General features: G+C 61.4%; 21 protein-coding genes and 1 pseudogene. 14 read left to right on the top strand and 8 right to left on the bottom strand.

What is annotated here, in order from left to right; all coding sequences use genetic code 11:
- Both hrpB and CHU71_RS00200 read right to left on the bottom strand, forming a co-directional pair.
- Nucleotides 1–2,277: an ATP-dependent helicase HrpB gene (hrpB, locus tag CHU71_RS00205; RefSeq protein WP_147759824.1), complete on the bottom strand. Its 2,277-nt coding sequence runs from the start codon at nt 2,275–2,277 to the stop codon at nt 1–3.
- Nucleotides 2,278–2,922, bottom strand: a complete 645-nt coding sequence (locus tag CHU71_RS00200) for a sugar O-acetyltransferase (RefSeq protein ID WP_147759823.1) — start codon at nt 2,920–2,922, stop codon at nt 2,278–2,280.
- A gap of 50 nt (nt 2,923–2,972) precedes the next feature.
- Here CHU71_RS00200 and CHU71_RS00195 point away from each other — a divergent pair, with 50 nt between their 5' ends.
- From CHU71_RS00195 to CHU71_RS00185, 3 genes are all read left to right on the top strand, one after another.
- Entirely contained in the window at nt 2,973–3,656 is a 684-nt protein-coding gene (locus tag CHU71_RS00195) for an alpha-ketoglutarate-dependent dioxygenase AlkB (RefSeq protein ID WP_147759822.1), read from the top strand.
- A 40-nt stretch (nt 3,657–3,696) separates the two neighbouring features.
- The gene (locus tag CHU71_RS00190; RefSeq protein ID WP_147759821.1) at nt 3,697–4,242 is read left to right on the top strand and encodes an NADPH-dependent FMN reductase; all 546 of its coding nucleotides are present in this window, start codon (nt 3,697–3,699) and stop codon (nt 4,240–4,242) included.
- A 76-nt stretch (nt 4,243–4,318) separates the two neighbouring features.
- Entirely contained in the window at nt 4,319–5,026 is a 708-nt protein-coding gene (locus CHU71_RS00185; RefSeq protein ID WP_166683629.1) for an SDR family oxidoreductase, read from the top strand.
- On the opposite strand, the gene CHU71_RS00180 is transcribed toward CHU71_RS00185, so the two are convergent.
- Both CHU71_RS00180 and betT read right to left on the bottom strand, forming a co-directional pair.
- Nucleotides 5,027–6,604, bottom strand: a complete 1,578-nt coding sequence (locus CHU71_RS00180) for an aldehyde dehydrogenase family protein (RefSeq protein WP_147759819.1) — start codon at nt 6,602–6,604, stop codon at nt 5,027–5,029.
- A gap of 58 nt (nt 6,605–6,662) precedes the next feature.
- Entirely contained in the window at nt 6,663–8,930 is a 2,268-nt protein-coding gene (gene betT / locus CHU71_RS00175) for a choline BCCT transporter BetT (protein WP_147759818.1), read from the bottom strand.
- Between the two features lie 381 nt (nt 8,931–9,311).
- On the opposite strand from betT, the gene betA reads away from it, so the two are divergent.
- The 8 genes and pseudogenes from betA (at nt 9,312) to CHU71_RS00135 (ending at nt 14,816) form a co-directional block, all read left to right on the top strand.
- On the top strand, nt 9,312–11,078 hold the full coding sequence (gene betA / locus CHU71_RS00170) for a choline dehydrogenase (protein ID WP_005530497.1): 1,767 nt from the start codon (nt 9,312–9,314) through the stop codon (nt 11,076–11,078).
- A 53-nt stretch (nt 11,079–11,131) separates the two neighbouring features.
- Nucleotides 11,132–11,761 (top strand): annotated as a pseudogene (locus tag CHU71_RS00165) (LysE family translocator); the annotation flags it as partial.
- A 25-nt stretch (nt 11,762–11,786) separates the two neighbouring features.
- Entirely contained in the window at nt 11,787–12,140 is a 354-nt protein-coding gene (locus CHU71_RS00160; RefSeq protein WP_049062330.1) for a DUF2218 domain-containing protein, read from the top strand.
- Between the two features lie 10 nt (nt 12,141–12,150).
- A complete protein-coding gene (locus CHU71_RS00155; protein ID WP_005530494.1) occupies nt 12,151–12,480 on the top strand; it encodes a YbjQ family protein in 330 nt (109 codons plus the stop codon).
- Complete coding sequence (locus tag CHU71_RS00150) at nt 12,480–13,427, top strand: PHB depolymerase family esterase (protein ID WP_147759816.1); 948 nt, start codon at nt 12,480–12,482, stop codon at nt 13,425–13,427. The genes CHU71_RS00155 and CHU71_RS00150 overlap by 1 nt, the downstream gene beginning before the upstream one ends.
- Nucleotides 13,428–13,437: 10 nt before the next feature.
- Nucleotides 13,438–13,725, top strand: a complete 288-nt coding sequence (locus tag CHU71_RS00145) for an RNA-binding S4 domain-containing protein (RefSeq protein WP_005530492.1) — start codon at nt 13,438–13,440, stop codon at nt 13,723–13,725.
- Nucleotides 13,725–14,519, top strand: coding sequence for a VOC family protein (locus CHU71_RS00140; protein WP_147759815.1), 795 nt, complete (start codon nt 13,725–13,727; stop codon nt 14,517–14,519). Before CHU71_RS00145 ends, CHU71_RS00140 begins: the two co-directional genes overlap by 1 nt.
- Complete coding sequence (locus CHU71_RS00135) at nt 14,520–14,816, top strand: MGMT family protein (RefSeq protein ID WP_147759814.1); 297 nt, start codon at nt 14,520–14,522, stop codon at nt 14,814–14,816.
- Here the strand turns inward: CHU71_RS00135 and CHU71_RS00130 are convergent.
- Nucleotides 14,740–15,669, bottom strand: coding sequence for a PrsW family intramembrane metalloprotease (locus CHU71_RS00130; protein WP_147759813.1), 930 nt, complete (start codon nt 15,667–15,669; stop codon nt 14,740–14,742). The genes CHU71_RS00135 and CHU71_RS00130 overlap by 77 nt on opposite strands.
- Nucleotides 15,666–16,241 (bottom strand): hypothetical protein, encoded by a 576-nt coding sequence (locus tag CHU71_RS00125; protein ID WP_147759812.1) that lies wholly within the window; start codon nt 16,239–16,241, stop codon nt 15,666–15,668. Before CHU71_RS00125 ends, CHU71_RS00130 begins: the two co-directional genes overlap by 4 nt.
- Before the next feature lie 42 nt (nt 16,242–16,283).
- On the opposite strand from CHU71_RS00125, the gene CHU71_RS00120 reads away from it, so the two are divergent.
- The 3 genes from CHU71_RS00120 (at nt 16,284) to CHU71_RS00110 (ending at nt 20,705) form a co-directional block, all read left to right on the top strand.
- The gene (locus CHU71_RS00120; RefSeq protein ID WP_147759811.1) at nt 16,284–18,224 is read left to right on the top strand and encodes a M13 family metallopeptidase; all 1,941 of its coding nucleotides are present in this window, start codon (nt 16,284–16,286) and stop codon (nt 18,222–18,224) included.
- Nucleotides 18,225–18,288: 64 nt separating this feature from the next.
- A complete protein-coding gene (locus CHU71_RS00115) occupies nt 18,289–19,167 on the top strand; it encodes an alpha/beta hydrolase (protein WP_166683637.1) in 879 nt (292 codons plus the stop codon).
- A 248-nt stretch (nt 19,168–19,415) separates the two neighbouring features.
- The gene (locus CHU71_RS00110; RefSeq protein WP_236593627.1) at nt 19,416–20,705 is read left to right on the top strand and encodes a PepSY domain-containing protein; all 1,290 of its coding nucleotides are present in this window, start codon (nt 19,416–19,418) and stop codon (nt 20,703–20,705) included.
- 98 nt (nt 20,706–20,803) lie between these two features.
- Here CHU71_RS00110 and CHU71_RS00105 read toward each other — a convergent pair whose 3' ends face one another.
- Together CHU71_RS00105 and CHU71_RS00100 are read right to left on the bottom strand one after the other, a co-directional pair.
- Entirely contained in the window at nt 20,804–24,169 is a 3,366-nt protein-coding gene (locus CHU71_RS00105; RefSeq protein ID WP_187271979.1) for an arabinosyltransferase domain-containing protein, read from the bottom strand.
- A gap of 28 nt (nt 24,170–24,197) precedes the next feature.
- Nucleotides 24,198–26,168: a galactan 5-O-arabinofuranosyltransferase gene (locus CHU71_RS00100; protein WP_236593626.1), complete on the bottom strand. Its 1,971-nt coding sequence runs from the start codon at nt 26,166–26,168 to the stop codon at nt 24,198–24,200.
- Nucleotides 26,169–26,189: the final 21 nt, after the last annotated feature.

The raw sequence follows: 26,189 nt of genomic DNA, 5'->3' as shown, positions 1-26,189 counted from the left end.
TCACATGCGGTTTTTCGTCCGTGCGGTAGCTGGTGCTGTCCACGGGTCTTCAGGCCAGGGATGCTTGGGATAGCGCCCTCGCATGTCGGCGCGAACGCCCTGGTAAGGCCCTGCCCAGAAGCTCGCCAAGTCATCAGTTACGGCCAGTGGGCGGCCCGCTGGGGAAAGCAGGTGGAACTGCACACGCTGCCCGCAATAGACCGGGGACTCCGCCAGCCCAAAGCATTCCTGCAACTTGATGCTCACCGTGGGGCGATCCCCGGACCAGTCGATTTTCGCGTCGCGCCCCGAGGGCACGGGCAGGCGTTCAGGTGCCAGCTCATCCAGGCGCGTGGCTTCCGGCCAGGGGAGAAGGCGCTGGAGTGCTGGATACATGTCGACCTTGGTGGCAGGTTTGCCCGCCGCGACGTCGTGTAGCTCGGGGCCCAGCCACTCGGCGGGCTCTGCATTGTCGACGTCCGGCCAAGGGGCGCCGTAGTGCGCGTGCAGGTGCGCCAAGCGTTCGCGCAGGTTCTGCGCTTTCTCGCTGAAGGAGAACATGGCAAGACCGTGCTCGCGGATGCCGGCAGCAAGAGCTTCCTCGGCCGCAGCGCCCGTGACTTTGACCGGGGTGGAGCTGAGCTCGATTGCCCCGGCGCGCAGGACCTTGCGCCCGCGCACCTTGCCGCCTTCGAGCGTCGCCGTGATCTCCTCGGTAGTACCGATGGCATAGAGCGCAGCTTGCTCATCGATTTGAGCGGCAGCGCGGATGATGGCGTTGCCGGCATTGGACAAGGACACGTCCGCCACGGCCAGCCACGCAGCCCCGTTGTCTTCGAGCCTGCGCGCACGAGTACCGCTGGCCAGGAGGTACTCTGCTTCCTTCGCGGTGGTGGTGCGGCGCGCGACGCGCTCCGGGAAGGCCGCGGCCACGACCGCGCCAGGATCGGCTGGACCTTTGTCGGGTACGAGGCGCGCTAGGCGCTCGACCTCGCGTTTGGGAGGAGTGATGCGCGTGATGTCCCCACGCGGGGAATCGCTGAGCGCGGCGACGGTATGCGCAGCGCCGGCGCCGTACTTGAGCAAGGCGGCGCCAAGGCGCGGGTCGGTGGGCAGAAGAGCGAGCTGCTTGGCGACGTCCCCGGTGGCACCGATCGAGCGCAGCGTTCGGTGGGCGTCGGCAAGCGCGCGGGCGGGTGGCTGATCAAGGAGCGGAAAGTCCTCACCCGCGCCCCAGCACTCCAGGAACAGTGCCGCCTGAGTGAGATCGGCGCTGAGGATCTCCGGAGTGATGTGCGGGGAGAAGTGCTGGTAATCGTTCTGTGAGTAGCAGCGAATCACGGTGCCAGGGGCCTCACGCCCGGCGCGACCGGCGCGCTGATCGGCGCTCGACTTCGAGGTAGAAACCGTGACCAAGCCAGACATGCCGCGCTGGGCATCGCGGCGCGGGGTACGCGAGAGCCCGGCATCGACCACGGTGCGCACGCCCGGGACCGTCAGCGAGGACTCCGCGATGGAGGTGGCCACCACGATGCGGTCGGCGTCGGTGTACAGGGCGGCGTCCTGCTCAGCCGTGGTCTGCTGTCCGTGCAGCGGATACGCGCCGGGCAGTTGCTCGCACACGAGGTTAACCTCGCGTACACCGGGCACGAAGACCAGCACAGAACCGGAATGGCCCGTGGCTTGGCGGGCAACGTGGGCGTAGAAATCCCGCTCGCCGGCAGCGCGGCCCGCGGCCGGGGAGTAGCGGATGTCGAGCGGGTACGTCATTGCCTCAGTGACGTGAACCGGGGCGTCCATGAGTTCGGAGAAGCGCTGGGTGTCGACGGTGGCGGACATCGCGATGACGCGGAAGTCGTCGCGTAGCTGCGCCAGTTCCAGGCACATGCCAAGGACGAGGTCGGTGTCGCACTGACGTTCGTGCACCTCGTCGATGGCTACGGCGGAAACACCGCTGAGCTCGGGGTCGCGCAGCAGTCGGCGCAGCAGCACGCCTGGGGTGACGAACTCGACGTCGCGGCCATGGCGGGAATCGCCGCGCACGGCGTAACCAATTTGTTGGCCGGACAGGTGCTGCAGCCGGTTCGCGGCAGCGCGCACGGCCACGCGGCGAGGTGCGGTGACCAGGATCTTCCCGCTCGTGTCTTGTTCCGCAGCTTGGTTCGCGAGCGCCGGCGGTACGAGCGTGGTCTTACCGGTGCCCGGCGGCGCCTGGACCATGACGTTGCCGGAAGAAGGCAGCGTGCCGATGGTCTCGGCGACGGGCAGGCCAGCGCCGATGCGTGCGAGATCAAACATTTAGAGCAGCCCGAAGCCCTCTACTGGGCCTTCCAGGTCCTGGCGCTCCAGATTCTCGCCGTCAAGCTTGCGCACCACGCGGCCCGGGGAGCCGAGTACGAGCGACTTATCCGGAATGTCACGGGTGACCAAGGTGTTTGCGCCGATGACGCAGTCCTCGCCAATGGTCACGCCGGGCATGACCGTGACGTTGGCGCCGAACCAGGTGTTACGGCCCACGGTGATGGGCTTGGCGATCTCCCAGCCGCCCTCGCGCATCTCGTGATCGTTGACCGGATGGCCCACAGTGATAAGGGAGCAGTTTGGCCCAATCATCACGTGATCGGCGAGCGTGACCTTGGCCTGCGCCAAGATGGTGGCATTGAAGTTAATAAAAACGTGTTCGCCCACGATGAGGTTAGAACCGAATTCCACGTGCGCCGGACCGAACCAGCCGGGAACGTGTGATTCATCGGGCAGCAGCTCGCGCAGGATCTCCTGCGCCTTGTCTGGGTCGGTATTGCCCAAGTCGTTGAACTGCTTGATCAAACGGAACGTCCGCGCGTGCTGAGTGCGCACTTGCTCCGTCTGGCCTGGCAGGTGCCACTGCCCACCTGACATCTTCTCCCAGGTGCCGTATTGCTCTAAGTTCTTGGGGCTGTTCATGGGGCCCAAGTCTAGTCACGAGAATGCATGCGACATGTAGCCTTGGGCCCATGCTTTTCGATGTCTCCCGGCCCGCCACCCGCATTGCCCCGGGGGTAGCGCACGTGCCTGGATGGGTGGACGTCGCTAAGCAACGTGCCCTCGTCGAGGAAACCCGTGAGGTGGCGCGGCGCTATGCCGGCACTCCCATGGCGATGTATCAGCCACAACTAAAATCCGGAAAGATGAGCGTGCACCAGCTGCATCTGGGCAGGTTCTGGCATTACGAAACCTACCGCTACGTGGACAACATTGAGGGGACTCGGGTGCCACCGATGCTCGTTTCCCTCCAGGAGATAGCGCGCCCAGCACTGCGCGCGGCGGCCGAGGTCTCCCCGGAGCTTGAACCGTGGGTGGAGACTTTCTATCCGGAGATGGCCTTGGTGAACTATTATCCGCCGGGCTCAGGGATGGGCATGCATGTCGATGACTTTGAGGAGTCCCTTGCACCGGTCATCTCCTTATCCATCGGGGATGAGGCGCTGTTTCGCATGGGCAATACGGAAAATCGCAATAAGCCGTGGGATGACGTGACGCTCAGCTCCGGGGATTTAATTGTATTCGGCGGCCCGAAGCGACTTGCCTATCACGGAATTGTGCGGGTCAACGACGCAACGCTGCCGGAAGGATGCGGGTTGAAGGAGGGGCGAATCAACATCACCATCCGCCAAGTTGACGCCCGTGCCACACTCTAATGTTGACTAATCAACAACTTTTGAGAAGGGGATTCTCCACATGGCAAAGATCGGCATCGTTCTTGGTTCCACCCGCGACGACCGCGCAGGCGAAGCAATCGCTAACTGGGTTGCTGACCTGGCAAAGGGTCGCAATACCGGCGTTGAGTACGAGGTAGTTGACCTCAAGGCTTTCAACGTTCCAATCCTGACCACTTCCGTGGTTCCGATGGCCGCGAACAAGAACTACGACGACGCTAACGTCCAGGCTTGGTCCGACGCCATCGACGCATGCGACGGCTTCATCTTCGTCACCCCGGAGTACAACCACTCCGTACCGGGCCCGTTTAAGAACGCTTTCGACTCCCTCGGCTCCGAGTGGGTTGGCAAGGCAATCGCGTTCGTGGGCTACGGCTTCTCCGGCGGCGTCCGTGCTGTTGAGGCATGGCGCCTGGCAGCGGCTAACTTCTCCATGAAGCAGCTGCGTACCCAGATCGAGGTCTCCCTCATCACCGACATGAACGACGGCGCATTCGCACCGGCTGACTTCAAGAACGGCCTCGTTGACAACCTCTTGGGCGAGATCGAGGATGCCGTTAAGGCTTAAGTTTCCTTGAGGTCTCCACTGTTTTTGTGGCTAGCCCTGCTGGGCGTGCGCAATTGGGTGGTTTAGCATCGGGGATATGACGGAACAAAAGATTGCTGTTGTAACTGGTGCTTCTTCGGGAATTGGCGCGGCGTCGGCAAGAGCGCTCGCTGCTGATGGCTGGCATGTAGTCATCGGCGCGCGCCGCGTGGAACGCCTCGAAGAGCTTGCTTCAGAAATCGGGGCCGAAGCTTATCCGCTGGACGTAACCAATGATGAGTCCGTCACGGAGTTAGTCTCCCACTTGGACCGCGTGGACCTGTTGGTCAACAACGCGGGCGGCGCCAAGGGCTTGGAGCCACTGGTAGAGACAAAGATCGAAGACTGGCAGTGGATGTATGACGTTAACGTGCTTGGCACGGTGCGCATGATTCAGGCGTTGATGCCCAAGCTGGAGGCCTCCGACTCCGGGCTCATCATCAACATGGGCTCCATTGCTGGCTGGACACCATACGAGGGTGGCTCCGGCTATAACTCCGCCAAGCATGGCGTGCGCGTTATCTCCCGCGTGCTGCGCATTGAGAACCACAATGTCCGCGTCACCGAGCTTGATCCTGGCCGCGTGGCCACCGAGGAGTTCTCGCTCAATCGTTTCGGCGGCGACTCTGAGCGCGCCGCCGCGGTCTACGACGGCGAGCTTAACCTCGTGGCCGAGGATATCGCGGAGGCCGTGCGCTGGGTGGCATCGCTGCCAGCGCACGTCAACATTGACACGATGACCATTAAGCCGCGCACGCAGAGTTAGTTACTGCAGACCAAACTGGTCCCACGCCGCCGGTGCCAGGTTCTGGTACACGTGCTTATGCTCCTGATACTCGGCAAGGCCGGTTGGGCCAAGCTCGCGGCCGTTGCCGGACTGCTTGTATCCGCCCCACTCTGCCTGCGGAAGGTAGGGGTGGAAGTCGTTGATCCAGATGGTGCCGTGGCGCATTGCGCGGGCCATGCGCTCAGCCTTGCCAGCGTCGGTGGTGAACACTGCGCCGGCGAGGCCGTACTCGGTGTCGTTCGCGGTAGCGATGGCTTCTTCCTCAGTGGTGAAGGTTTCCACCGTTACCACTGGGCCGAAGGCCTCGTCGTGGACGCAGTCCATCTCCTTGGTGGCACCATCGATGATCGTGGGCAGGTAGTAGACGCCCTTGCCCAGGTCGGTCTCACCGGTGCCGTGCTGACCAGTGGTGTCCTCGCTGGTAGCAGCGCGGCCGCCAGTCAGAATCTTGGCACCTTGCTCGCGTGCTTTATCCACGTAAGCAGCGACCTTCTCGCGGTGCTGCTCAGAGATCAGCGGGCCGGTCTCTGCCTTGGAGTCGGTGGGGCCACCAATCTTGATGTTGTTGGTGCGCTTGACCAGGGCCTCGATGAACTTGTCGTGCAGGGACTCTTCCACGATGATGCGCGAGCCCGCAGAGCAGACCTGCCCCGAGTGGAAGAATGCGCCGTTGAGGGCGTTGTCCACGGCGACGTCGAAGTCGGCATCGGCGAAGATGACGTTCGGGTTCTTGCCGCCGAGCTCCAGTGCGGTGCGCTTGACGGTCTCCGCAGCGTTCTTGGCGATGATCTTGCCGGTGGCCAGGCCGCCGGTGAAGGAGACCATGTCTACCTCAGGGTGCTGGGACAGTGGGTTTCCGCAGTTAGCGCCAGCGCCGGTGATCAGGTTGCCCACGCCGTCGGGAAGCCCCGCCTGCTTCAGACCAACCATCAGCAGCATTGCGGTGTGCGGGGTGAGCTCAGCTTGCTTGAGCACGAAGGAGTTGCCTGCCGCAAGAGCCGGGGCAACCTTCCAAGAGACCTGTAGGAGCGGGTAGTTCCACGGAGTGATGAGGCCACAAACGCCGACTGGTTCCGCATCGATACGGGAACGCAGGTTCTGGTCGCCCGGATCCACCACGCGGCCGGCCTCGTGCGAGGCCAGGGTGCCGAAGTAGTCGAAGGCGTTGGAAATATCGTCCATGTCGCCGAGGGACTCCTCGTAACGCTTGCCTGTATCGGCGGACTCAGCGGAAGCAAAAAGCTCCTTGTTCTCACGGATGAAGTCGGCGACCCTCATCAGCAGCTTGCCGCGCTCAATAGCCGGGGTATTGCTCCACACGCCCGACTCAAAGGCAGCGCGTGCGGCCTCGATGGCGCGGATGGTGTCTGCATCTGAAGCCTCGGAGACCACACCGACCGTGCTGCCGTCGGCTGGGCAGATGATGGTGCGTGTGGCGGCGTCGGTGGCCGCTTCCCACTGGCCATTGATAAACAGAGACTTTGGGCCATCGCTCGCATGGACGCCCTTGAGGTACTCGGTAGTGGTTGGGTCGAACAAAGTGTTCTGAGTGCTCAAGAAAAGCAACCTTTCTGAAAATGAATTTGAGTTCTATAAATGAGCGGGGTCCGCCAGCTTAGCTGTCTTCCTGCCATGTGGGCTCGGGTTCAGCACCATCGGAGACGTCAGAGTCGCCCGGCTGGGTCTGCTGCATGTACAGGAACGCTAGGTGGCGTTCGTAGAGATCCAGCACGTTGTTGATGAGCTGGTTCTCCGAGTAGCCGTAGACGTCGTAGCCCAGGGAACCGGTGAGGTCGTAGACCTCAAGGCGGTAGTACTCGTCGTCATCGCCTGGGGTGAAGTCAGGGCTTTCAGCGGTGATTGGGAAGAGCTGGTAGCGGAATTTCCGTTCGTGCTCAAGGGTGACCTGCAAGTCCAGCTGCGGCAGCTCGACGTCGGGAAGCTCACTGGTGAGGAGGACTGCGTCGTACCCGCGTGCACGCATCTGCACGGCAACCTTCTCGAGGGCGAAGGTAGCGGTCTCACGCAGGTAGGAATCCATTTCCTGCTTGGTGGGGTAGGAGTTGACGCGGTCTAGGCGGCGCTTCCAGCGGTCACTGTTTTCTGGTGCCAGTTCGGTGCGGCCCGAGATTGCGCCATGCAGCGCGGTCTGGCGAGCCTCACGCTGGACGCTTTCCAGGCGCAAGGACTTCCACAGGGAGAACATCACGAGGTAGATGACTACTGCGAAGGGCAGGCCCATGACCACGGTGGCGGATTGGACGGTGGCAATGCCGTCAATCTGCAGCAGGGCCAGGGTTAGGGCACCCACGGTGACGGACCAGAAGATACGCATCCAGCGCGGGCCGTCCTGGCGGCTATCCGTAATCTTCGAGGTGAAGTTCGACATCACCAGCGCACCGGAGTCAGCTGAGGTGATGTAGAGCAGAAGACCGATGAAGGTGGTCAGGAAGATTACGACTCCGGATGCTGGGAACTCCGCAAGCATGTCGTAGAAGCCCTGCTCAGGGGTATTAACGGCGGCTTCCGCAAAGTCGGGGTATTCGCCAGAACGCACCATGTCGAGCGCGGTGTTGCCGAAGAAAGACATCCACATGAGGATGAACAGGAACGGGAAAGTGAGCACGCCGAAGATGAACTGGCGCAGGGTGCGGCCGCGGGAGATGCGGGCCAGGAACAGGCCCACGAAGGTGGCCCAGGCAATCCACCATGCCCAGAAGAACAAGGTCCATGCCTGCATCCATTCGCCGGTGGAGGCTTGGTCGTCAGCAAAAGCGAAAGTCTCCATGGTCCACGAAGGGAACTTCGAGATGTAGTCGCCCACGTTGGTGGTAATCGCGTCGAAGAGGTACGCGGTCTTGCCGAAGACCACGATGTAAATCATGAGCGCGATGGCCAGGTAGACGTTGAGCTCCGAGAGGAAGCGAATGCCCTTGTCCACGCCGGAAACAGCAGACAGCGTGGCGATGACAACGGCGATAATGATGAGTGCTGACTGCAGGCCCAGACCTTGCTCGAATCCGAAGATGAGGTGGAAACCATAGGACAGCTGTACGACGCCGATGCCAAGCGACGCCGTGACACCAAAGACGGTGCCCAGCATCGCGGCGATATCGACGGCGTCACCAACCGGCCCGTGCACACGTTTGCCGATGAGCGGGTAGAGCGCTGAGCGAATAGCCAGCGGCATGTTGAGACGATAGGCAAAGTAGCCAAAGGCCATGCCCATCAGGGCATATAGTGCCCAGCCGGTAATGCCGTAGTGGAACATCGCCCATACCACGGCCTCTTTGGCAGCCTCCATGGTCTCGCCTTCGCCGACGGGTGGGGCCACGTACATGGTCACCGGCTCAGCCACGGCGAAGAACATGAGGTCCACGCCGATACCTGCGGCGAAGAGCATCGATGCCCACGAGAAGGTGTTGAATTTCGGGCGCGAATGGTCAGGTCCCAAGCGGATATCGCCCACGTTGGAGAACGCAATATAGAGTACAAAGACCACGGCGATGGTGGCCGTCAGGACGTAGAACCAGCCCAAGTTGGTACCGATCCATGCGGTGACGTTGGCCAAGGTGTTTGCTGCGGATTCGCGGCCAAGCCCTGCGTAGAGAGCCATGGCGATGATGAGCGCACTGGAAATGATGAACACTGGCCAGTTGGTCTTTGGCACCGGAACTTCACCAGAGCCGACTTCCGGGCCGGTTTCTGCCTTGAAGCTGCCGACGAGTGCGCGGACCTGATAGTTCGACTTCTTCAGGGGGCGGCGAGGTCTCTTGGTTTCTGTTGTTTTTAACGGTGACGCGGCGGCCTCCGACCCACCTGTCTGGGGGGACCGGCGGGGCGTCGGGGACGCCTCCGGGTCGTGGGGGTCAAAGTTTGCCATTTACTACTCCTCGTTGCAGTCGTTTATGGATGAAAATTCCGACATTAAGACGTGAATAAAATTCAGTCTCACTGGGGCGAAGAGGGGTGTGTGATGTGAATTACTCCCTCGTTTTCTATGCGGGATTTGATCGCATTGTTTCGCCCGTGACTTGAGGGCGGAACAACCCAAATATACCCCATACTGCGCAAACATTCACAAAGACGTGTACAGTGGTTTGGGTGGCCATTTTGGCCCGACGCATAACATTTCGTTCGTATGCATAAAATTCAAAAAGCTTTACTCCGTAGGAGAGTGTGACCGTATGAATTCGGTCACAAAGTGTCAAGCAAGATCGCTGAAAGACCAAGAAAGCCAGAAAGCACGGAAAAGGAGCGTTGCATGGGAAAGAAGAATCTCAAGAAGGTATCGAAGAAGGTCACCGATGAGGTCTCGGACGTTGTCGTCGTAGGCGGCGGTTCCGCAGGCTCTGTCATCGCCGCTCGCCTAAGTGAGGACCCCGGCACCCGTGTGCTGGTTCTCGAAGCAGGCCGAAACGATTCGTTGTGGGACCTATTCGTCCACATGCCTTCCGCATTCTCATTCCCCATTGGCGCAAAGAACTACGACTGGCAGTACGAGTCCGAGCCGGAGCCAGAGATGAATAACCGCCGCATCTACCACGCGCGCGGCAAGCTGCTCGGCGGTTCCTCTTCCGTCAACGGCATGATCTACCAGCGCGGCAACCCGATGGATTATGAGAAGTGGGCCAAGAACCCCGGCATGGAGAACTGGGACTTTGCCCACTGCCTGCCTTACTTCAACCGCATGGAAAACGCCGCCGCAGCCGAGGACAACGATCCGCGCCGCGGCCATGACGGCCCGCTGTACCTCTCCCGCGGCCCCGCCACCAGCCCGCTGTTCCAGGCTTTGTTTAAGTCCGTCCAGGAAGCCGGCTACAACCTGACCAACGACGTCAACGGTTACCGCCAGGAAGGCTTCGCGCCTTTCGACCGCAACATCAAGCACGGCAAGCGCTGGTCTGCAGCGCGCGCTTACCTGCACCCGAACCTGGACCGCGAGAACCTCGAGGTGCGTACCCGCGCGTTTACCACCAAGGTCCTCTTCGAAGGCCAGAAGGCCATCGGCGTGGAATACGAGTGGAAGGGCGGCGTCCACCGCGTATTCGCTGACAAGATCGTTCTTTCCGCTGGTGCCATCAACACCCCGCAGCTGCTGCAGGTCTCTGGTGTCGGTGACGAGGAGTTGCTGCGCAAGCACGGAATCGACGTCGTCAAGCACCTGCCAGGCGTCGGCGAGAACCTGCAGGATCACCTCGAGGTCTACATCCAGTATGAGACCACCAAGTCCACCGATTCCTCCCAGCCTTACCTGGACAAGTGGCGCTGGCCATTCATGGGCCTGCAGTGGATTCTCACCAAGAAGGGCCCGGTTGCGACCTCCCACTTCGAGGGCGGCGGATTCGTTCGTTCCAACGAGAACGAGGAATACCCGAACCTGATGTTCCACTTCCTGCCGATGGCAGTGCGCTACGACGGCCAGAAGGCCGACGTCAAGCACGGTTTCCAGTGGCACGTTGGCCCGATGTTTTCCGATACCAAGGGCCACGTCCGCATCAAGAGCGCAGACATCCACGAAAAGCCGGAGATCCTCTTCAACTACCTGAAGACCGACCAGGATCGCCGCGAGTGGGTCGAGGCAGTGCGCGTTGCGCGTTCTCTGCTGGACACCGAAGCCATGGCTGAGGTGGGCGCCCGCGAGTTCAGCCCGGGCCCTGACGTGCAGACCGACGAGGAGATCCTCGAATGGGTACGCAACGACGGTGAGACCGCATTGCACCCGTCGTGCACCACCAAGATGGGCTCCAAGGATGACCCAATGGCGGTTGTGGACCCAGAAACCATGCAGGTCTGGGGCATTGAGGGCCTCTACATCGCCGATGCCGGCGTCTTCCCGTCCGTGACCAACGGCAACATCTACTCGCCGACAATGATGGTGGGCGAGAAGGCCGCCGATCTGATTGCTGGAAAGAAGCCTTTGGCACCGCTGAACGACGTAACGTGGTACAAGGCCGGTGAGGATATGCCGCTGTACGCTGAGGGCGAGGCAGTGCGCGATCACAAGCAGGCCATTAAGGGTGCCTACTAGAAGAGCCAAGAGAAGGGCCGGATGACTTTAGCCGCGTTGCCCCGCGGTCCACGCGTGCCGGAATCATGTGTGCGCTGGGCATCTGCACCGGCATCGTCGTCTGGCTCACCGCCTCCCTGGCAGGGCTATCTGCTCTTATCGCCGCTCGCCCTAGTCTGCTCGGCTTGCTGCAGCTGGTGGGCGGCGGCTTCCTTCTCTGGATGGCCTATGGCTCCATCCGCTTGGGCCTGACGCAACGGCGCTCTGCCCTTAACTCTGCCCGCAGTACTTCACAGGATTCGGCAGAAAACGCCGCAGAAACCGTGACACAAAGCGCGGGAAGCTTCGACGAGGAGCACATCAAGCAGGCGCTGAGCACTGGCGACGTCGAGGACATCACCGCTGGCCGCGCCTACAAGCTGGGCCTGCTCACCAACCTTTCCAACCCGAAGGCGCTCGTCTTCTTCGGTGCCGTCTTTGCCCAGTTCATTCGCCCTGACATGGGGCTTGAATGGACCGTGTTCATCGCCATCCTCCTGACTGTGGTCTCCGTGGCGTGGTTTTCTACCTTCGCGCTCATCGTCCGCGCGGCGGCGCGTTTCCTCACGAAGTATTCGGCTCATCTCGATATTGGCTCGGGCCTCATCTTCGGCGCCTTGGGCTGCGTGATGATTTATGAGGGAATACTCGCACTGGTTAGGTAAACCTAAAACGCGTACAGTGTCCGGCATGAGCAATTCCACCGCACGCGTTTCAACCGATCGCCCGGCACGCTACGGCAAGCAGCTGGCATCGCATTTCTCTGCCAAGATTGACGCCCACTGGGATCCAGAAACCGAAACCGGCCGCTGCGTCTTCGAGCGCGAAAACACCCGCGGCACCCTCGATCTTTCTGTTGAGCCCAACATCCTCCTCCTCAACGTCGAGGCAGACCCAGAAAGCATCGAGTCCGTCGAACACGTTGTGGCCCGCCACCTCGTGGCCTTTGGTAAGAAGGACGACTTGCAGGTCGAGTTCACCCGCGCCGACGGCACACCGGGCTTGCACTTCAGCGTCGCTGATCTTCCCCCAGAACGCAGGTAGTCTAGGGCTCATGATTTTCACCACCACCAACAACGTCGATGGTCACGAAATCACCGAGTACATTCGCGTCATTGCGGGTGAGACGGTGACCGGTATTAACTTCCTCAAGGACTTGGGTGCCTCCTTCCGCAGCTTCACTGGCGGCCGCTCCGCCGGCTATGAGGAAGAGGCAGTCAAGGCCCGCGAGGCAGCGCTTAACGAGCTGTGGAACCGCGGCCAGGAGCTGGGCGCCGACGCCGTCGTGGGCATCAGCTTTGACTACTCGCCTATGGGCCAGGCCAACGACATGCTTATGGTCACCGCCACCGGCACCGCAGTCAAGATTCGCCCGATCTCATAGTGCGCCACCCATTAAAGGCAGCCCTGTGCATTCTTGCCGGGGCTGCCATTACATGTTTTGCCACCGGGTGCTCCACCACGGATGAGCCGGGCAGCGGCCCGCATAGTGTGCCGACGCATATGGTCACGGCGTCGGAAAGCGCGCCCCTGCCTGCCAGCGGATCCACCGAAACCGGCCACTATCGCACCATCGAGCTGCCTACGGGGCGCTCCTTCATGGCGCACGTGCCGGACAACTACGACCCGACCAAACCTGCGCCGGTGGTGATGGTCTTCCACGGCTACAACAGCGATCCGTCCACCATCTTCCAGGACACTGAGCTCTACGAAGCCAACGCCATCACGCTGTTCCCGGCAGGCAAGGCACAGGCTTGGGCGCCCGCTCCTTATGCGCAGACGTCCTTGGACGAGGACCTTGCGTTTGTCGACGCCGCGCTCGCCTGGGCAAACCAGAACTACAACACCGATGGCCGCGTCTTTGCCGCGGGCTTTTCCAACGGCGGCGGTTTCGTGCGCGCCTTGGCCTGCAACCGCTCCCTCGACGGCGCCGCCACGGTCTCCGCGGCGAACTACGAGGGCGTGGACGAGGATTGCCAGGGCGATCCCACTGCCTACCTGGCGGTACACGGCACCGCGGACGTGGTGATCAACTACCGCGGCGGCGAGGCGCACGGCGGCCACTACAAGGGCGCCGAGGATTCCAACGCCAAGGTAGCCGAACACAACCACTGCGATCCCTTCCCTGCGGAGGATAAGCAGGACGACGTCACCCGCTTTATGTGGGGTTCCTGCGCGATGCCCACCGTGAATTACAAAATTAAGGGCGGCACGCACACCTGGAACGGCGGCGTCACCGACCGCAGCGGACTCGTGCCGCACGACTGGGCAACCAACTCCATCCTGGACTTTTTCAAGGTCGAGTATCCCGGCAAGGTGCCTTCTCGGTAAGCTATGCCGCATGCTAGAAGTCTCAATCAAGGGCGATTCCATTAAGCTCGGCCAGTTCATCAAGCTGGCCTCCCTCGTGGCTACCGGCGGTGAAGCCAAAGAGCTCATCGCGCAAGGCGAGGTCCAGGTCAATGGGGAAGTGGTGACCCAGCGCGGCGCCACCCTGCACCCCGGCGACGAGGTGAGCATCGCTGGCACTTCTGCCCGCGTGGCCGCCGCAGATGACGATGATGATGACTACTTTGACGAAGCCACCGCAGACGACGACTTCGATCCCGAGAAGTGGAGGAACATGTAATGCCCGCTTTCGAAGCTGAAGTAGGCATGCCCTACTGGATCGACCTGACCACCTCCGAGCCACGCAAGTCCGTGAACTTCTACGAGCAGGTGCTGGGCTGGGAGATCGAGTCCGCGACCGAATACCGCATCGGCCGTATCCAGGGCCTGCCGATTGCTGGTTTCATTCCGCAGCCTGAGCAGGCCACCATGCCGGATACGTGGGTGACCTACTTCCTCAGCAAGGACATCGACGGCGACTGCGCCCGTGCCGAGCAGCTTGGCGGCCGCGTGCTGGTGCCGGCAACGCAGGTACAGCTGGGCTACATGGCGTTGCTTGTCGACGTCGCGGGTGGCATGTTTGGCCTCATCCAACCGGCTGGCGCAGACCAATTCATCGCGGGCGGCGAGCCCGGAACCCCGGTGTGGCACGAGCTGACCGCCACTACGAGCTTCGCTGAGGTCCGCGACTTCTACGGTGACCTGTTCAACTGGGAAGTACGCGGCAACGACTCCTACGCCACCGCGGAAGAAGACGGCGCTCCTTTCGCCGGCTTCTGGAACGCCGAAGGCCAGTTCCCGCCGCAGGTGCCGAGCTTCTGGCAGACCTACCTGGGCGTGCGCGACCTAGAGGCCGCTGCGGCCAAGGCCGTGGAGCTAGGCGGCGAGGTCATCCGCGAGCCGTGGGATTCTCCCTTTGGCCGCCTGTGCCTGTTGGCCGATTCCACCGGCGCCACCGTCACCTTGGCCGAAGTCGAGGACGCTCCCGAGGAGGAGCCGCGCGAGTCGGACGACGTTCTCAACCTCGACTTTTAAATGAAGGACAAGGTAGAGGAAGTAGCGGAGGTCGTTCGGCGCATCCCCGCGGGCAACGTCTCTACCTACGGAGAAGTGGGCAAGGTAGTGGGCGTGGGTGCTCGCTACGTCGGCTGGGTCATGAAGAAAGCCGAGTCCGTGCCGTGGTGGCGCGTGGTGCGCGCCGACGGTACCTCGCACGCGCCTGAGCTCTCAATCCCACGCTGGGAAACCGAAGGAATTATTCATAAAGACGGCCGCGTAAACATGTGCCGCCATGGTTTAGATGCCCGCGACTTGGAAGGGTTGATCGGTTGAGAGCTTGGTTCTTCCTCTTGCTGGCTGCGGTGCCAGCATGCATCACGCTGTATGTGGTGTCCTCCCGCGCGAACTTGTTGCCGCGGTAGACTAGGTAGATGTTCAGTGGGTAGAGCACCAGCCCCACCAGCACGTATTGAACCGGTATCAGCGTGGTGTTCTCCGGCAGGTAGTTCCAGCAAAAGTGCAGGCCAAAGGCTAGCAAAAGGAAGCCAAAGATGGAGCCCAGGCGCCACCACACTGTCTTGTTCGCGCTGTACAGCGCCCAGCCTATTCCCCAACCCGCCAGCGCGGTGAACAAGATGTGTAGCGCCGGACCCGCGATGAGGCGCACGCCCCACATCTGAAACATTCCGGTCCAGTCAGAAAGCGGGTGCATCGTGCCGCCGACGACGCTGTACAACACGTTCTCGAGGGTCTCAAAGCCTAAGCCCACGGTGGCGCCCACGACCCAGCCGTGCCACGGCCGGTTGAGCTGCCGGAATGACAAAAGAATGAAGAAGACTCCGGCGGCCTTGGAAATCTCCTCCGGGTAGGCACCCGCCCACGACATCGTGGCGGCCTGCCACCCAAAGGATGATGCCAGCGTCATCAGCGGAGTAGAGGAGAGCAAAACCATGCCCACCGCGGTGCCGCCACCCCACAGGAGCGCCGCCCAGACCCATCCGCGCGCCGGGAACATGGGGCTTAGGCGAAGCAAAAAGAGGACGAGGGCCACGTAGGCGCCGCCGATGAGCACGCTGGGTACCACCAAAGCAGGAGCAATCAGCAGGTAGCTGATTAGATTAACCATGATGCTCACTATGCCCAGAGCCAGCAGTACCCACAGCGAGTTGCGGAAGAGTTTGCTCATGATGCCACTACTCCCGTCTCCGCTTTCACCGGCAGCTCGCGGTGTCCAAAGGCCTGCCAGATGAGTTCCGCGGCGTGGGTGAAATCGCCGCCGGTGAGCACCACGATGTAGTCAAAGTCAGTAAAGTCGCCCTCCCCGTTGCGGGAGAGGACGATTGCGTCGGCGGGGGCGTCGTAAAGCGCGAGTGCGTCGCCCTCCCTGTGGATCTTTGCCGTGGAAACTTCGCCGAAAGCATAGCCGCGGACGGCGCGACGCATCGCCACCTCCTCGTCGACACCGTCGAGGCCCTCAGTGCTGACCACCTGCACGAGCGTCGCACCGCAGTCCCAGGCCTGGTTCGCCATGGTCTCCGAATTAGGCGTGCAACGCAGACCCGGGACCTCAATGGTCCAGTTTTCATCCTCGCTGAAACCTGTTGCCGCAGAATCAAGCACCACCTCCTCGGTCTTCGGCTCGGGCGGGGTCACCGTTGCTGCGATAAGCGTGGGGATGACGAGCATTATCAGCACGAAGCTAACGACCGCGAGAAAATATCCGCGGAGTCGTGCTGGTGGGAACCGATAAGTTGGCATAGTCCACACCTTAACCGGATTGATTCGCCTAGAGTGGCTGGCATGAAAGATCTCTACCAATTTGTCAATGGACCTTGGCTGAACTCCCACGTCATCCCCGACGACCGCGGCGTTGACGGCACCTTCCACAACCTGCGTGACGAGGCGGAAGAACTCGTCCACGAGATTGTTAAAAATGACACGGGGCGCCCAGGCGCACTCTACGCATCGCATCTTGATACCGAGGGCGTAAATGGTGCAGGCATGGCGCCTATCGACGCCGACCTCGACCGCCTCACCGCAGCCGACCCGCAAGAGCTGGCACAGCACCTGGGTGAGCTGGAGCGCGAAGGTGTCGGTGCGCCCGTGACCTTCTGGGTAGAAAAGGACTCCGGTTCCGAGGAAGCGGTGGCCTACATTATCCAGTCTGGCCTGGGCCTGCCGGACGAGGCTTATTACCGCGAGGAGGCACACGCGGGGACGCTGGCTGCCTACGAGCAGCACGTGGCGCAGATGTTGGGTTTCCTCGACCCGGCCCGCCTCTTTGGTCTAGGCACGGAGGTAGCTGCAAAGCGCATCGTGGCGCTAGAGACCGAGCTGGCCGCGGGCCACTGGGACGTCGTGTCCACCCGTGATGCGGTGAAGACCTACAACCCAATGGAACTTAGCGAGCTGCCTGCGCTCGTGCGCGCCATCCTCACAGGCAGCGGCCTGTCCGAGAGCCGCGTGGTCAACATGATGCCTTCCTACCTTGAGCACTTCGAGGAGCTCTTCACCGCAGACCGCATGGCGGACTGGCAGCTGTGGGGCACCTGGCACATCCTGCTGTCCCGCGCGCCTTACCTGCCGGAAGAAGTGGGCAAGAAGAACTTCGAGTTCTACGGCACTCGCCTTTCAGGTGCTACCACTCAGCGTGACCGCTGGAAGCGCGCCGTGGGCCTGGCGGAGTCCCTGGTGGGCCAGGAGATTGGCAAGGTCTTTGTGGACCAGCACTTCCCGCCAGCCTCCAAGGCGGAGATGGACACCTTGGTGGACTACCTCACGGCCGCTTACCGCGAGCGCATCTCGCAGCTGGAGTGGATGACTCCCGCTACCCGCGAGCGTGCCTTGGAGAAGCTCTCCCAGTTCAAGGCCAAGATTGGCTACCCAGACAAGTGGCGTGACTACTCCGATCTGAGCTTCAGCTCTGAGGGCAAGGACCTCGTGGCCAACGTCCGCGCGGGCAACGCGTGGGCGCACGACTTCGAGCTGCGCAAGATTGGCAAGCCAGCGGACCGCGACGAGTGGTTCTCCACCCCGCAGACGGTCAACGCTTTCTATAACCCGGTGGTCAACGACATCACCTTCCCGGCCGCCATCCTGCGCCCGCCTTTCTTTGTCCCTTCCGCTGAGGGCGGCGACGTATCCGAGAACTTCGGCGCAATCGGCGCAGTCATCGGCCACGAGATTGGCCACGGCTTCGATGACCAGGGCTCGCAGTACGACGGCCAGGGCAACCTCAACTCCTGGTGGACCGACGAGGACCGCGCCGCATTTGAGCAGCTCACCGCCAAGCTGGTGGGTCAGTTCGACGGCCGTATCCCGTCCGTGTTGGAAGGCGTTGAGGGCGTGGCAGGCGTCAACGGCAACTTCACCCTGGGTGAGAACATCGGTGACCTGGGTGGACTGGGCATCGCCGTGGTGGCTTACAAGAATTACTGCGCGGACCACGGCCTCGACATCAACGGTCAGGTTGCGTCCTTCGAGGTGGAGGACGCGGAGCCTGCGCTTTACGACGCCGAGTACTCCGGGCTCCAGCGCCTCTTCCTGGCCTGGGCCCGCGTGTGGCGCACGGCCATCCGCCCGGAGATGGCCACGCAGTATTTGGCCATCGACCCACACTCCCCAGCAGAGTTCCGCTGCAATCTCATTGCAGCGAACATTGCGGAGTTCTACGAGGCTTTTGACGTAGACACGGATTCGCCGTTTTACCTGGCCCCGGAAGACCGCGTCACAATCTGGTGATGCGTGCCCATTCTTGGATGACTACCTTCGTCATGGCCGCCATGGTAGCGGTAACCTCGGTCTCATGACTGACAAGCAGGAGAACCCGGAAACCCAAGCCGACCAAGCAGGTCAATCGGACCAAGTTTGGGAGATTGGCGGCCAAGACCGTCAACTGAGCGAGGAAGAGCAGCTCGACCAGCTCTATTCCTACATGCAGGTCCACTACCCGTTGCCGGACTTCCGCCCGCCGTGGGCTGGTGGCGGTTCGCCGGATGCGGATCGCTACTGCGCACTGCTGCCGGATCGCATCACGCAGGCTTCCATGATGGTCTTGGGCACCGCAGTGGACCACTCGCTGCCTGGCACCAAGTTCACCGACGGCATCACTCAGCGTGACACTGAAGTCGGCGCCATATTCGAGCCCACTGCGCCGAATGGCAAGTGGACAGTCTCCCTCCACTCCGGCGGCTGGTGGCGCGGTGACGGCAACGCGCTGGAGATGCAGTGGCGCCCCGAAGTCGCCGCCGCAGCGCAGTTGTCCGGCACCACCATCATCGACGTGGACTACCCGCTCGCGCCTGAACACACCGTGGCTGACATGGTGGAATCCGTCAACAAGGCCATCGCTTATGCCCGCGAACAAGGTGCGGCTTCCGTGACCGTGTGGGGCTACTCCTCGGGCGGCGCCTTGGCTGCACTCGCGCCCGCCGATGCACTGCTGCTCACGTTCCCCGACTTCGCTGCGCTTTCCAATCTCCCCGATGAGATCCGCGCCGGCTACGAGCTGCCCACCGAGTATCCGCGCACACTCGTCCAGACTGCGGTGCAAGACGAAATCGCCGAGCGAGTCACCATCCCTGGCGCTGAGACCGCCGACTACGTCTCGACCCACCGCATCTCCACCCCAGCAGTGGCCCGCCAGCGAATCATGGACACCGCGGACTTCCTGCGCTCCGTCTAAGCTGCCTGGTTTTAGCGTTTAGCGGTTTGGTCCCATTGGTTGGATCCCCTTGGGGGTAAAGCTACCCAATGGGGCATCCCGCATGGCTTCGTTACCCGTAAAGGGACCATTAGAGGGGGACCCAACCAGGGAAACCAAACTGAATTGAGGTCAACCTGACCACTGCCGGCAAAAGTTCCCGCGATTCGAAAGGATCACAAGAAAACTTTATCGGGAACTATTGCTAATAGCGTCGCGACTATTCACCCATGAGTATTTCCAATCATGGTGCAATGTCGCGCTTACACAAGACAGCCGGTGTCCTCATAGCGCCGTTCCTCATCGTTGCGGCGCTGAGCGGGTTCTTCTACGCCTTGGCCCCCAGCATCGAGTCGGTGGTGTACAAGAAGGAGATCGTGGCGTCAGGAAGCGGTGAAGCACACAGCCTCGACGAGCAGATCGCAGCAGCCCAGAAGGTGTATCCAGACCTACAAGTCAGCAAGGTCCAAGCTTTTGAAGAGGGTAAAACCACCCGCGTGCTCTTCGCGGATGACGCACTGAAATCCTCCAGCTACGCCCACGCAGTGTTCGTGGACCCCGCCACGCTCGAAATCAAGGGGGACCTCGTGCAGTATGGCTCCTCCCGCGCGTTGCCGTTGCGCAGCTGGCTCTCCGAGGGGCACCGCCGCCTCTGGCTTGGCGACGTCGGCCGCATCTACTCCGAGCTCGCCGCCTCATGGCTGGGCGCACTGGCGATCATGGGCATCTACCTGTGGTTCAAGCGGAGTCGGAAAGCGGGCAAGATGCTCACCCTGCACTCCAAGATCGGCGCGTGGCTGCTGCCCGGCTTCGTGTTCCTCACCATCACTGGCCTGACCTGGTCCTTGGTTGCTGGTGAAAACATCTCTACCCTGCGCGAGAAGATGGACTGGATGCAGCCCAAGCCCGCAGCAACCGCCGCCGCGGACCCGCATGCCGAGCATCATCACCATATGGACATGACGGGGGACATGAACGTGATGGGCGCCGCAGATGCGTTGGCGGCCGCGCGTTCGGCAGGGTTGACCGGCATCCTCGACATGACGCCGCCTTCCGCAGAGAAGCCAGCGTGGACCGTCACTGAGGCACGCCAAGATTACAAGCTGAGCTACGATGCCATCGCTGTCGACCCGCACACTGGTGAAGTGGTGGACCGCGTGGACTTTAAGGACTGGCCGCTCATGGCCAAGGTGGTCCCATGGCTCATCCAGCTGCACATGGGCACCTTGTTCGGAATCTACAATCAGGTTGCGCTCGCGCTTCTCGCGCTAGGCCTTTTGGCGGTCAGTGTCATGGGCCTGTGGATGTGGTTTAGTCGCCCGAAGCGCGCGCTCCAGCACCTGAAGCTCTCTCCAGCGTTGGTCGTGGGCGCGGTGCTGTATTCCATCATTGCTCCGCTCTTCGGCGCATCCCTGGTGCTGTTCTTCCTCGTGGATTGGGCAGTGCAGCGCGCTAAGAAGGCGAAACAGACCGGGCCACGCGAAACCCAAGAAGGGGAAAGCATCAAGCAACCTGTCTAGAACGATTGCCATAAAGTAAGGAGAGGGAGGACCACCTGGTCCTCCCTCTCTCGTACTCGCTGGGTACTATTACGCGCTGGGTGCTATTGCACCCAGCCTTATTTCTTCTCAGAGACCTCCGGGCGAATCTTCATCTCGGATTGCTTCCACAGGCCGGAGCGAGAAATCACCTCATGGTCGATCTGCGCCTCGGCAGGTGCTTCGCCCTTGGAGTTGGTGCGCAGCTCGTACTTTTCGATTGCGCCCCAGTCTCGAGCCCAATCATTGTTGAGGTAGCTCGGAATCTCGTAGGAGTAGTTGACTGCCTCAGCCGTGGCCATCGCGCCCCCGCCCGAGAAGGACTGGAAGTCAGTCAAGGACGTCTGCGCCGCAGCATCCGGCAGGATGCGGTATTCCGGAATCTCCGTCACGCCCGCATAGTGGTCGAAGGTGCGCTGGCACGGAAACTGCAGGGCAACAGACCAGTCCAGCAACGCTGGCGTCTCAGAAGAGAATTGCGAGTTGATGGTGGCCAGCTCCGGCACACGCGGTGGCGTGAATGCCAACCAGTCGTCCTCATCAGTGGAGTCGTCCTTAGCCACCAAGCGAACGACGTTAGCGTCTTCCGGCAGGTCAGCCAGCGGGATGCGCAAGTTGCGCCACTTCGGGGTTGCACCGACGTCGGAAAGCTCAGCCTCGCCCTTGTTGGAGACCTTGCCATCCTTGTAAGTGGCGTACTCGAGCTTGAGCTCCATGCCGTCCTGCTCGATGCCGTTGACGTCGTGGTGGTAGATGTTGCCCGCCGCGGACACCGCGAGGATCGGGGTGTTCTCCGTGGCCTTCGGCAGGTTGTACCACTGGGTGGTTACCGTTGCCGTGGAGCGCTGGCTCTCGGCATACGAGCCCAGCACCGGTACCTTGTTGTAGTCCAGGTTGAACGGCAGGTGGCGGGTCGAGCCGTTGACGCCCTTGGTCTCACGGACGCCGCCGGACTGCTCGTTCGCGGACTTCTCGCTGTTTTGCTCCTCCGTCGCGGCGTCGGCAGAGTCAGCATTTTCCGCCTGGTTCGTGGCGGTGTTCGCAATTGCGCCAACCGACGCCGAGTTCAGGTTCTCCGGCTCGATGGACTCAGGGATGTTGTTCGGGGCGAAGCCGATGGAATCCTCGTCTGGGTCCTCCAACGAATCCTTGAACTCGCCCTTGACCGGGGTGAGGAAGGCGTCGTTGGTGTTGGTCTCGACCAAGGTGGCGTCGGCAAGAGAGCACACGTTGCCCTTCAAGGACGCGAGGTTGCCCTTGCCCACTGAGTAAGCATCTCCCTGTGAGGCATAAGCCTTGGCGAAGGATGCGCACGAAAAGGCCACAATGAGCGCGCAGGCCAGCGCCAGCGGTGCAGACATGATGCCGGCCCAGCGCGATACCTTCGCTGCGGCTTGGGCGGTGAACTCCTCGACGCGGCCTTCTTCCTCGGCCTTGCTCTTGCGGTAGCTGTGGATCATGGCCTGGACCACGCCGACGGCAAGGACCACCAAGCCAATAAACAGCAGCACAGTGTTGGCCTCAATGGCCTTGTACTGCACAGTACGGTCCCACCACGGGATGCCGAAGGAGGAGACGTACCACCATGCATTCCAGCCAGCCATGGAGATGGCGAGCAAGAAGATGACGGAGGCCAGCGCAAAGGTACGCGCACGCGGGGAGCGCATCGCGATCTGCGAGAGAACCACCGAGCCCAGCGCAGCGATGACGCCTGCAACGCCCGCGTAGATGCCGAAGTGGTGCGTCCACTTGGTCGGCGTGAACATCAGGAAGAAGGTGCTCAAAGCCACGATGAGCAGCAGGCGCTGGGTAGGGCCTACCTCGGCGCCGACCACGCGGCGGTTCTTGATGAAGGCGTAGATGATGAGCGCTAAGCAGAAGATCATGGTGAACATCGCGAAGCGGCGGGTCATCGAGCCGTCCACTGACTGCTGGAAGAGCGTGGTGTAGCGGACGTACTCCGAGTACCACGGCAGCGATGGGCCCACCTCAGAGCGCACGCGCGTGGACTCCATGACGGATGCCAAGGTCTGATCACCAAAGGCTGCGACCATGATGGCCGTGCCGGAAGCGAGGAAAGGCGCAATCATGGCGAGCCAGCCCACGTGCGGGGCGCGCTCGGCCATGAAGGCGAAGAGCTTCGGCAAGGAGATCAAGAAGACACCGACGGCGAACAGGCCCGTGGGGCCCGCACCCAGGGTCAAGGTCGCGGCGATGGTGCCCACGGCTGCTGGCAGTAGGCGGCGGGTGGCAATAGAGCGCTCGAAGGAAGCCCAGGTCACCATCACGCCCAGTGCCACGATGGGCTCCGGGCGGGTGCCGTTGTTGTATGGCAGCCAGAAGGCCAGGAACATAAACGCCGCGGTCCAGTGCGCCACGCGGCGGCCGTTGACTAGGTCGCCGAAGCGCGGCAGAATCTCGCGCGAGAGAATGAACCAGACGATGAATGCGGAGATGAGCGCAGGCAGACGCACGAACATTGACGTGCTGGAAATCTCCGACAAGAAGGCCACGAGGTCGTAATAAGGGGAGCCGAAAGGGGCCTCAGGTACGCCGTACCAGCGGTAGTAGTTAGCCATGTAAGAGGCGTGGCCCGAGACGCGACCCATGGTCAGGATGAAGCCGTCGTCAGAGGTGTTTGAGCCAAAGATGTGCCAGAAGGCAAGGATAGCGGCGACGACGCCGTCGAGCGGACGGATCTGCTTCCAGGTTTCCGGCATGAAGGAGAGCTTGCGGCCATCCAGGCGGTCAATTCGCCACAAACAGAACAGGCTCACGATGGTCATCGCGATGCCCAGCCACATGGCGATCTGCTTGATTAGCGAAGGCGAGGAAGTAAAGCGCGAGTTGATGTCCACGTGGATGTTGAGGCCATCGGCCACCAACGCGGAAGCATCGTTCTCTTCGAGCTCGGTATAGACGCCGGTGACCTGCGGGCGAACATCGTCCTCAGTAGTCTTTTTGTGCTTACCCACGGAGACGGTGGTGCCGTCACCAGAGGCGTCGATCTTGAGGACGGCGTCGTCAGGCAGCGCCGCAACTTCCTTCGGGCTCAGGGCAAGTAGGACCTCGTCGAGGGAAACCACGGAAAGGCCCTGCTCACCCACGCGCACGAACATGCCGCGGTTCGAGGCCTTGGTAGACTCAGGCGGCACGGTTCCGTAGAGCAGATCCTGGCCCTCGCGCAGCTTGTCGACGGCGCTGAGCGGGATGTCCGCTTTAATATCCTCCGGAGCCACGGAGATGAGTGGCGCGTTGATTGACTGCAGCGAGTTGTTCTGCGGCCAGTCGAAGGAAGACTGGGTCTGATTGACCGGCAGCAGCGGAGTAGCCACGAAACAGATAAAGCCAATCAGGCCGGCGACGATAGCGGTTAGCCGGAGCGAACGCGGGGCGTCCGCAAAGGCTAAGCGGGATTTTTCGATATTGGTGAGGCTAACTGACACGGCGATCAGTTTACGGCACGCCCCCTATTTAATGAGAACGCACCGCCACCACAAACGGGCCAACCTGCTCGGTGTCCCAGCCCTTTTTGAATACGTCAGGGTTAAAGAAGACCGCGCGGTAACGCACATTCGGCTGGTTCGGATAGATGTCTTCAGCCAGGTGGATCTTGTAGCCGTCGCCTGGTTCCTCGATGCTGCCGCGGAAGATGACAACATCTGGCCCACGCCAGCGCGCGGAGTCGAGGGACTTGATGAATTGCTGCGGGGTCTGGTTCCAAGAGTCGCGGCCCCAGGCTTCAATCTGCTCATTACGCGAGCTGAATTCACCAAGCGGGTTGGCGTAGTTGCTGGTGAAGGCATTAAAACCGAGGTAAGGATTGTAGGCCATGAAGAGCTTCTCATCGGTCATCACCACGGTCTGGTTCGGTACGTAGCCATGAGAGTCGATGTATTCGCGGATCTTGATGTAGTTCATCGAAGAGTCGCTTGCGAAGCGGTCGGCGCGCTCGCCGTTACCGTCGGTGTCGGTGTAGGCATGATCCAGCGCCGACTCGTTTTTCTCTGGGATCTGCTGGGCGTAGTAGACGCCGCCTAGCGCAACGATGATGGCGAAGGCTGCGGTGATGCGCTTGTTCGTGCTATCGCTGAAGCGCGCCGGGTAAATGGTGGGGATTCCCATGCGGCGGATTTCGGCCAAGCCAAGAATACCTGCGGTGGCAAAGAGGATGACGATGATGCTCTCTAGGCGGAAGCCCAGCAGGGTAGTACCGACAAGCGTAACGACCATGGACATGACGACCCAGAGGTATGCGCCTATGGTGGCGATGCCCAGCGCGCGAATGGCGGAGTCTTCCAGACGCATCGTCATGTACACCAAGCCAATCAGGCATAGCAGGCCAATGATGCTCAAGGAGAGGAATGGCACCGGGATCTGGGTGCCTTCTTCCGGCAGGTAATGCTGGGCGGTGGATTCCAGAGGTGCCTTAGAGGTCATCGCGGCCATGAGGTATGGGCCCCATGCAATGGCTGCGATGGCCATAGAGCCCACACCGATGACCACCAGATGCAGGATAGGGCGCAGCTGGCGTTCATAAATGGCGGTGACCACGGCGATGAGGGAAACAATGGTCAGTGCGACCGCACCAGTGAACAACGTGTAGAAACATGCGGAGACGCCCAGGTAAAGCATGATCCCCACCGTGGAGAACCAAGAACCCTTGAACGCGTGGGAAGAAAGAACCGCGACGGCTGGAACGCCCATGGCGATGACGGCGGAATAAGGCTCTTCAGCGTTGACCGTGAGAGTGATCGCTGTGGTGGCCAAAGCGATTGCGGTTGCCACTGGCAAGGAACCAACAAGACGCTGCCAGATCGGAACTAGGATGCAGCCGCATACCGCGAGGGAGACTAGCGCCCACGGTTGGAAGACCTCCCAACCAGGCATGTTGAGCAGGTTGGCCAGGCGGCCACCCAGCCAGAACCAGCCCATTGGGTAAAAGGTGGGAAGCCCCTCGTAGTTCATGTCGGCGTAGCCCATTTGGTCCGTAGAACGCGTGAGGAATTGGGTACGGAAGACCTGGTCTACTTGGACGCCGTCGAGCCACAGCTTGGAGGCGGAAAGCGGCAGGCCGATTGCAGAAAGAACAAGCAGAGCAGGGGAGATATAGCAGGCCGCGTGGGTTAGCCATACGCGCCAGGTGGGGCGGGAGACCTTTTCCTGGTAGGTGTCATAAATCCACCACACGCAGAGGAAGCCCACGACGCCGAGGGTGAGCACGGTACCCACTGTGCTGAGCGCGCGGGTGACCATGGAGGTGCTGAATGCTGGCAAGGAGATGGTCTTGAAAGCATAAAAACCAATAAGTGCGACGACTGCCCCTCCAAGGGCAGACGCCGCTGTGCCCAGCAGCGTCGACTTTCTAGAAAGTTCGTCGACGTTGTAGTCCGTAGTACGGGCAATGTCGGTGCGCACGGGTTGCATTGTTGCTGGGCTAGTCATGCACACTAGTTTCCCATACTC

Source organism: Corynebacterium sp. LK14, from assembly GCF_008042215.1.
Taxonomy (GTDB): domain Bacteria; phylum Actinomycetota; class Actinomycetes; order Mycobacteriales; family Mycobacteriaceae; genus Corynebacterium; species Corynebacterium striatum.
The sequence above is the reverse complement of the archived record's forward strand: the minus strand, read 5'-3'. Positions and strand labels throughout refer to the sequence as shown.

What these genes read in the sequence shown, in the direction of transcription:
- CHU71_RS00110 (WP_236593627.1), top strand. Translation starts at nt 19,416, where the DNA reads ATGAGTATTTCCAATCATGGTGCAATGTCGCGCTTACACAAGACAGCC.
- CHU71_RS00140 (WP_147759815.1), top strand. Translation starts at nt 13,725, where the DNA reads ATGCCCGCTTTCGAAGCTGAAGTAGGCATGCCCTACTGGATCGACCTG.
- betT (WP_147759818.1), bottom strand. Translation starts at nt 8,930, where the DNA reads ATGGCAAACTTTGACCCCCACGACCCGGAGGCGTCCCCGACGCCCCGC.
- CHU71_RS00185 (WP_166683629.1), top strand. Translation starts at nt 4,319, where the DNA reads ATGACGGAACAAAAGATTGCTGTTGTAACTGGTGCTTCTTCGGGAATT.
- CHU71_RS00120 (WP_147759811.1), top strand. Translation starts at nt 16,284, where the DNA reads ATGAAAGATCTCTACCAATTTGTCAATGGACCTTGGCTGAACTCCCAC.
- hrpB (WP_147759824.1), bottom strand. Translation starts at nt 2,277, where the DNA reads ATGTTTGATCTCGCACGCATCGGCGCTGGCCTGCCCGTCGCCGAGACC.
- CHU71_RS00115 (WP_166683637.1), top strand. Translation starts at nt 18,289, where the DNA reads ATGACTGACAAGCAGGAGAACCCGGAAACCCAAGCCGACCAAGCAGGT.
- CHU71_RS00145 (WP_005530492.1), top strand. Translation starts at nt 13,438, where the DNA reads ATGCTAGAAGTCTCAATCAAGGGCGATTCCATTAAGCTCGGCCAGTTC.
- CHU71_RS00200 (WP_147759823.1), bottom strand. Translation starts at nt 2,922, where the DNA reads ATGAACAGCCCCAAGAACTTAGAGCAATACGGCACCTGGGAGAAGATG.
- CHU71_RS00100 (WP_236593626.1), bottom strand. Translation starts at nt 26,168, where the DNA reads ATGACTAGCCCAGCAACAATGCAACCCGTGCGCACCGACATTGCCCGT.
- CHU71_RS00190 (WP_147759821.1), top strand. Translation starts at nt 3,697, where the DNA reads ATGGCAAAGATCGGCATCGTTCTTGGTTCCACCCGCGACGACCGCGCA.
- betA (WP_005530497.1), top strand. Translation starts at nt 9,312, where the DNA reads ATGGGAAAGAAGAATCTCAAGAAGGTATCGAAGAAGGTCACCGATGAG.
- CHU71_RS00125 (WP_147759812.1), bottom strand. Translation starts at nt 16,241, where the DNA reads ATGCCAACTTATCGGTTCCCACCAGCACGACTCCGCGGATATTTTCTC.
- CHU71_RS00135 (WP_147759814.1), top strand. Translation starts at nt 14,520, where the DNA reads ATGAAGGACAAGGTAGAGGAAGTAGCGGAGGTCGTTCGGCGCATCCCC.
- CHU71_RS00160 (WP_049062330.1), top strand. Translation starts at nt 11,787, where the DNA reads ATGAGCAATTCCACCGCACGCGTTTCAACCGATCGCCCGGCACGCTAC.
- CHU71_RS00130 (WP_147759813.1), bottom strand. Translation starts at nt 15,669, where the DNA reads ATGAGCAAACTCTTCCGCAACTCGCTGTGGGTACTGCTGGCTCTGGGC.
- CHU71_RS00195 (WP_147759822.1), top strand. Translation starts at nt 2,973, where the DNA reads ATGCTTTTCGATGTCTCCCGGCCCGCCACCCGCATTGCCCCGGGGGTA.
- CHU71_RS00155 (WP_005530494.1), top strand. Translation starts at nt 12,151, where the DNA reads ATGATTTTCACCACCACCAACAACGTCGATGGTCACGAAATCACCGAG.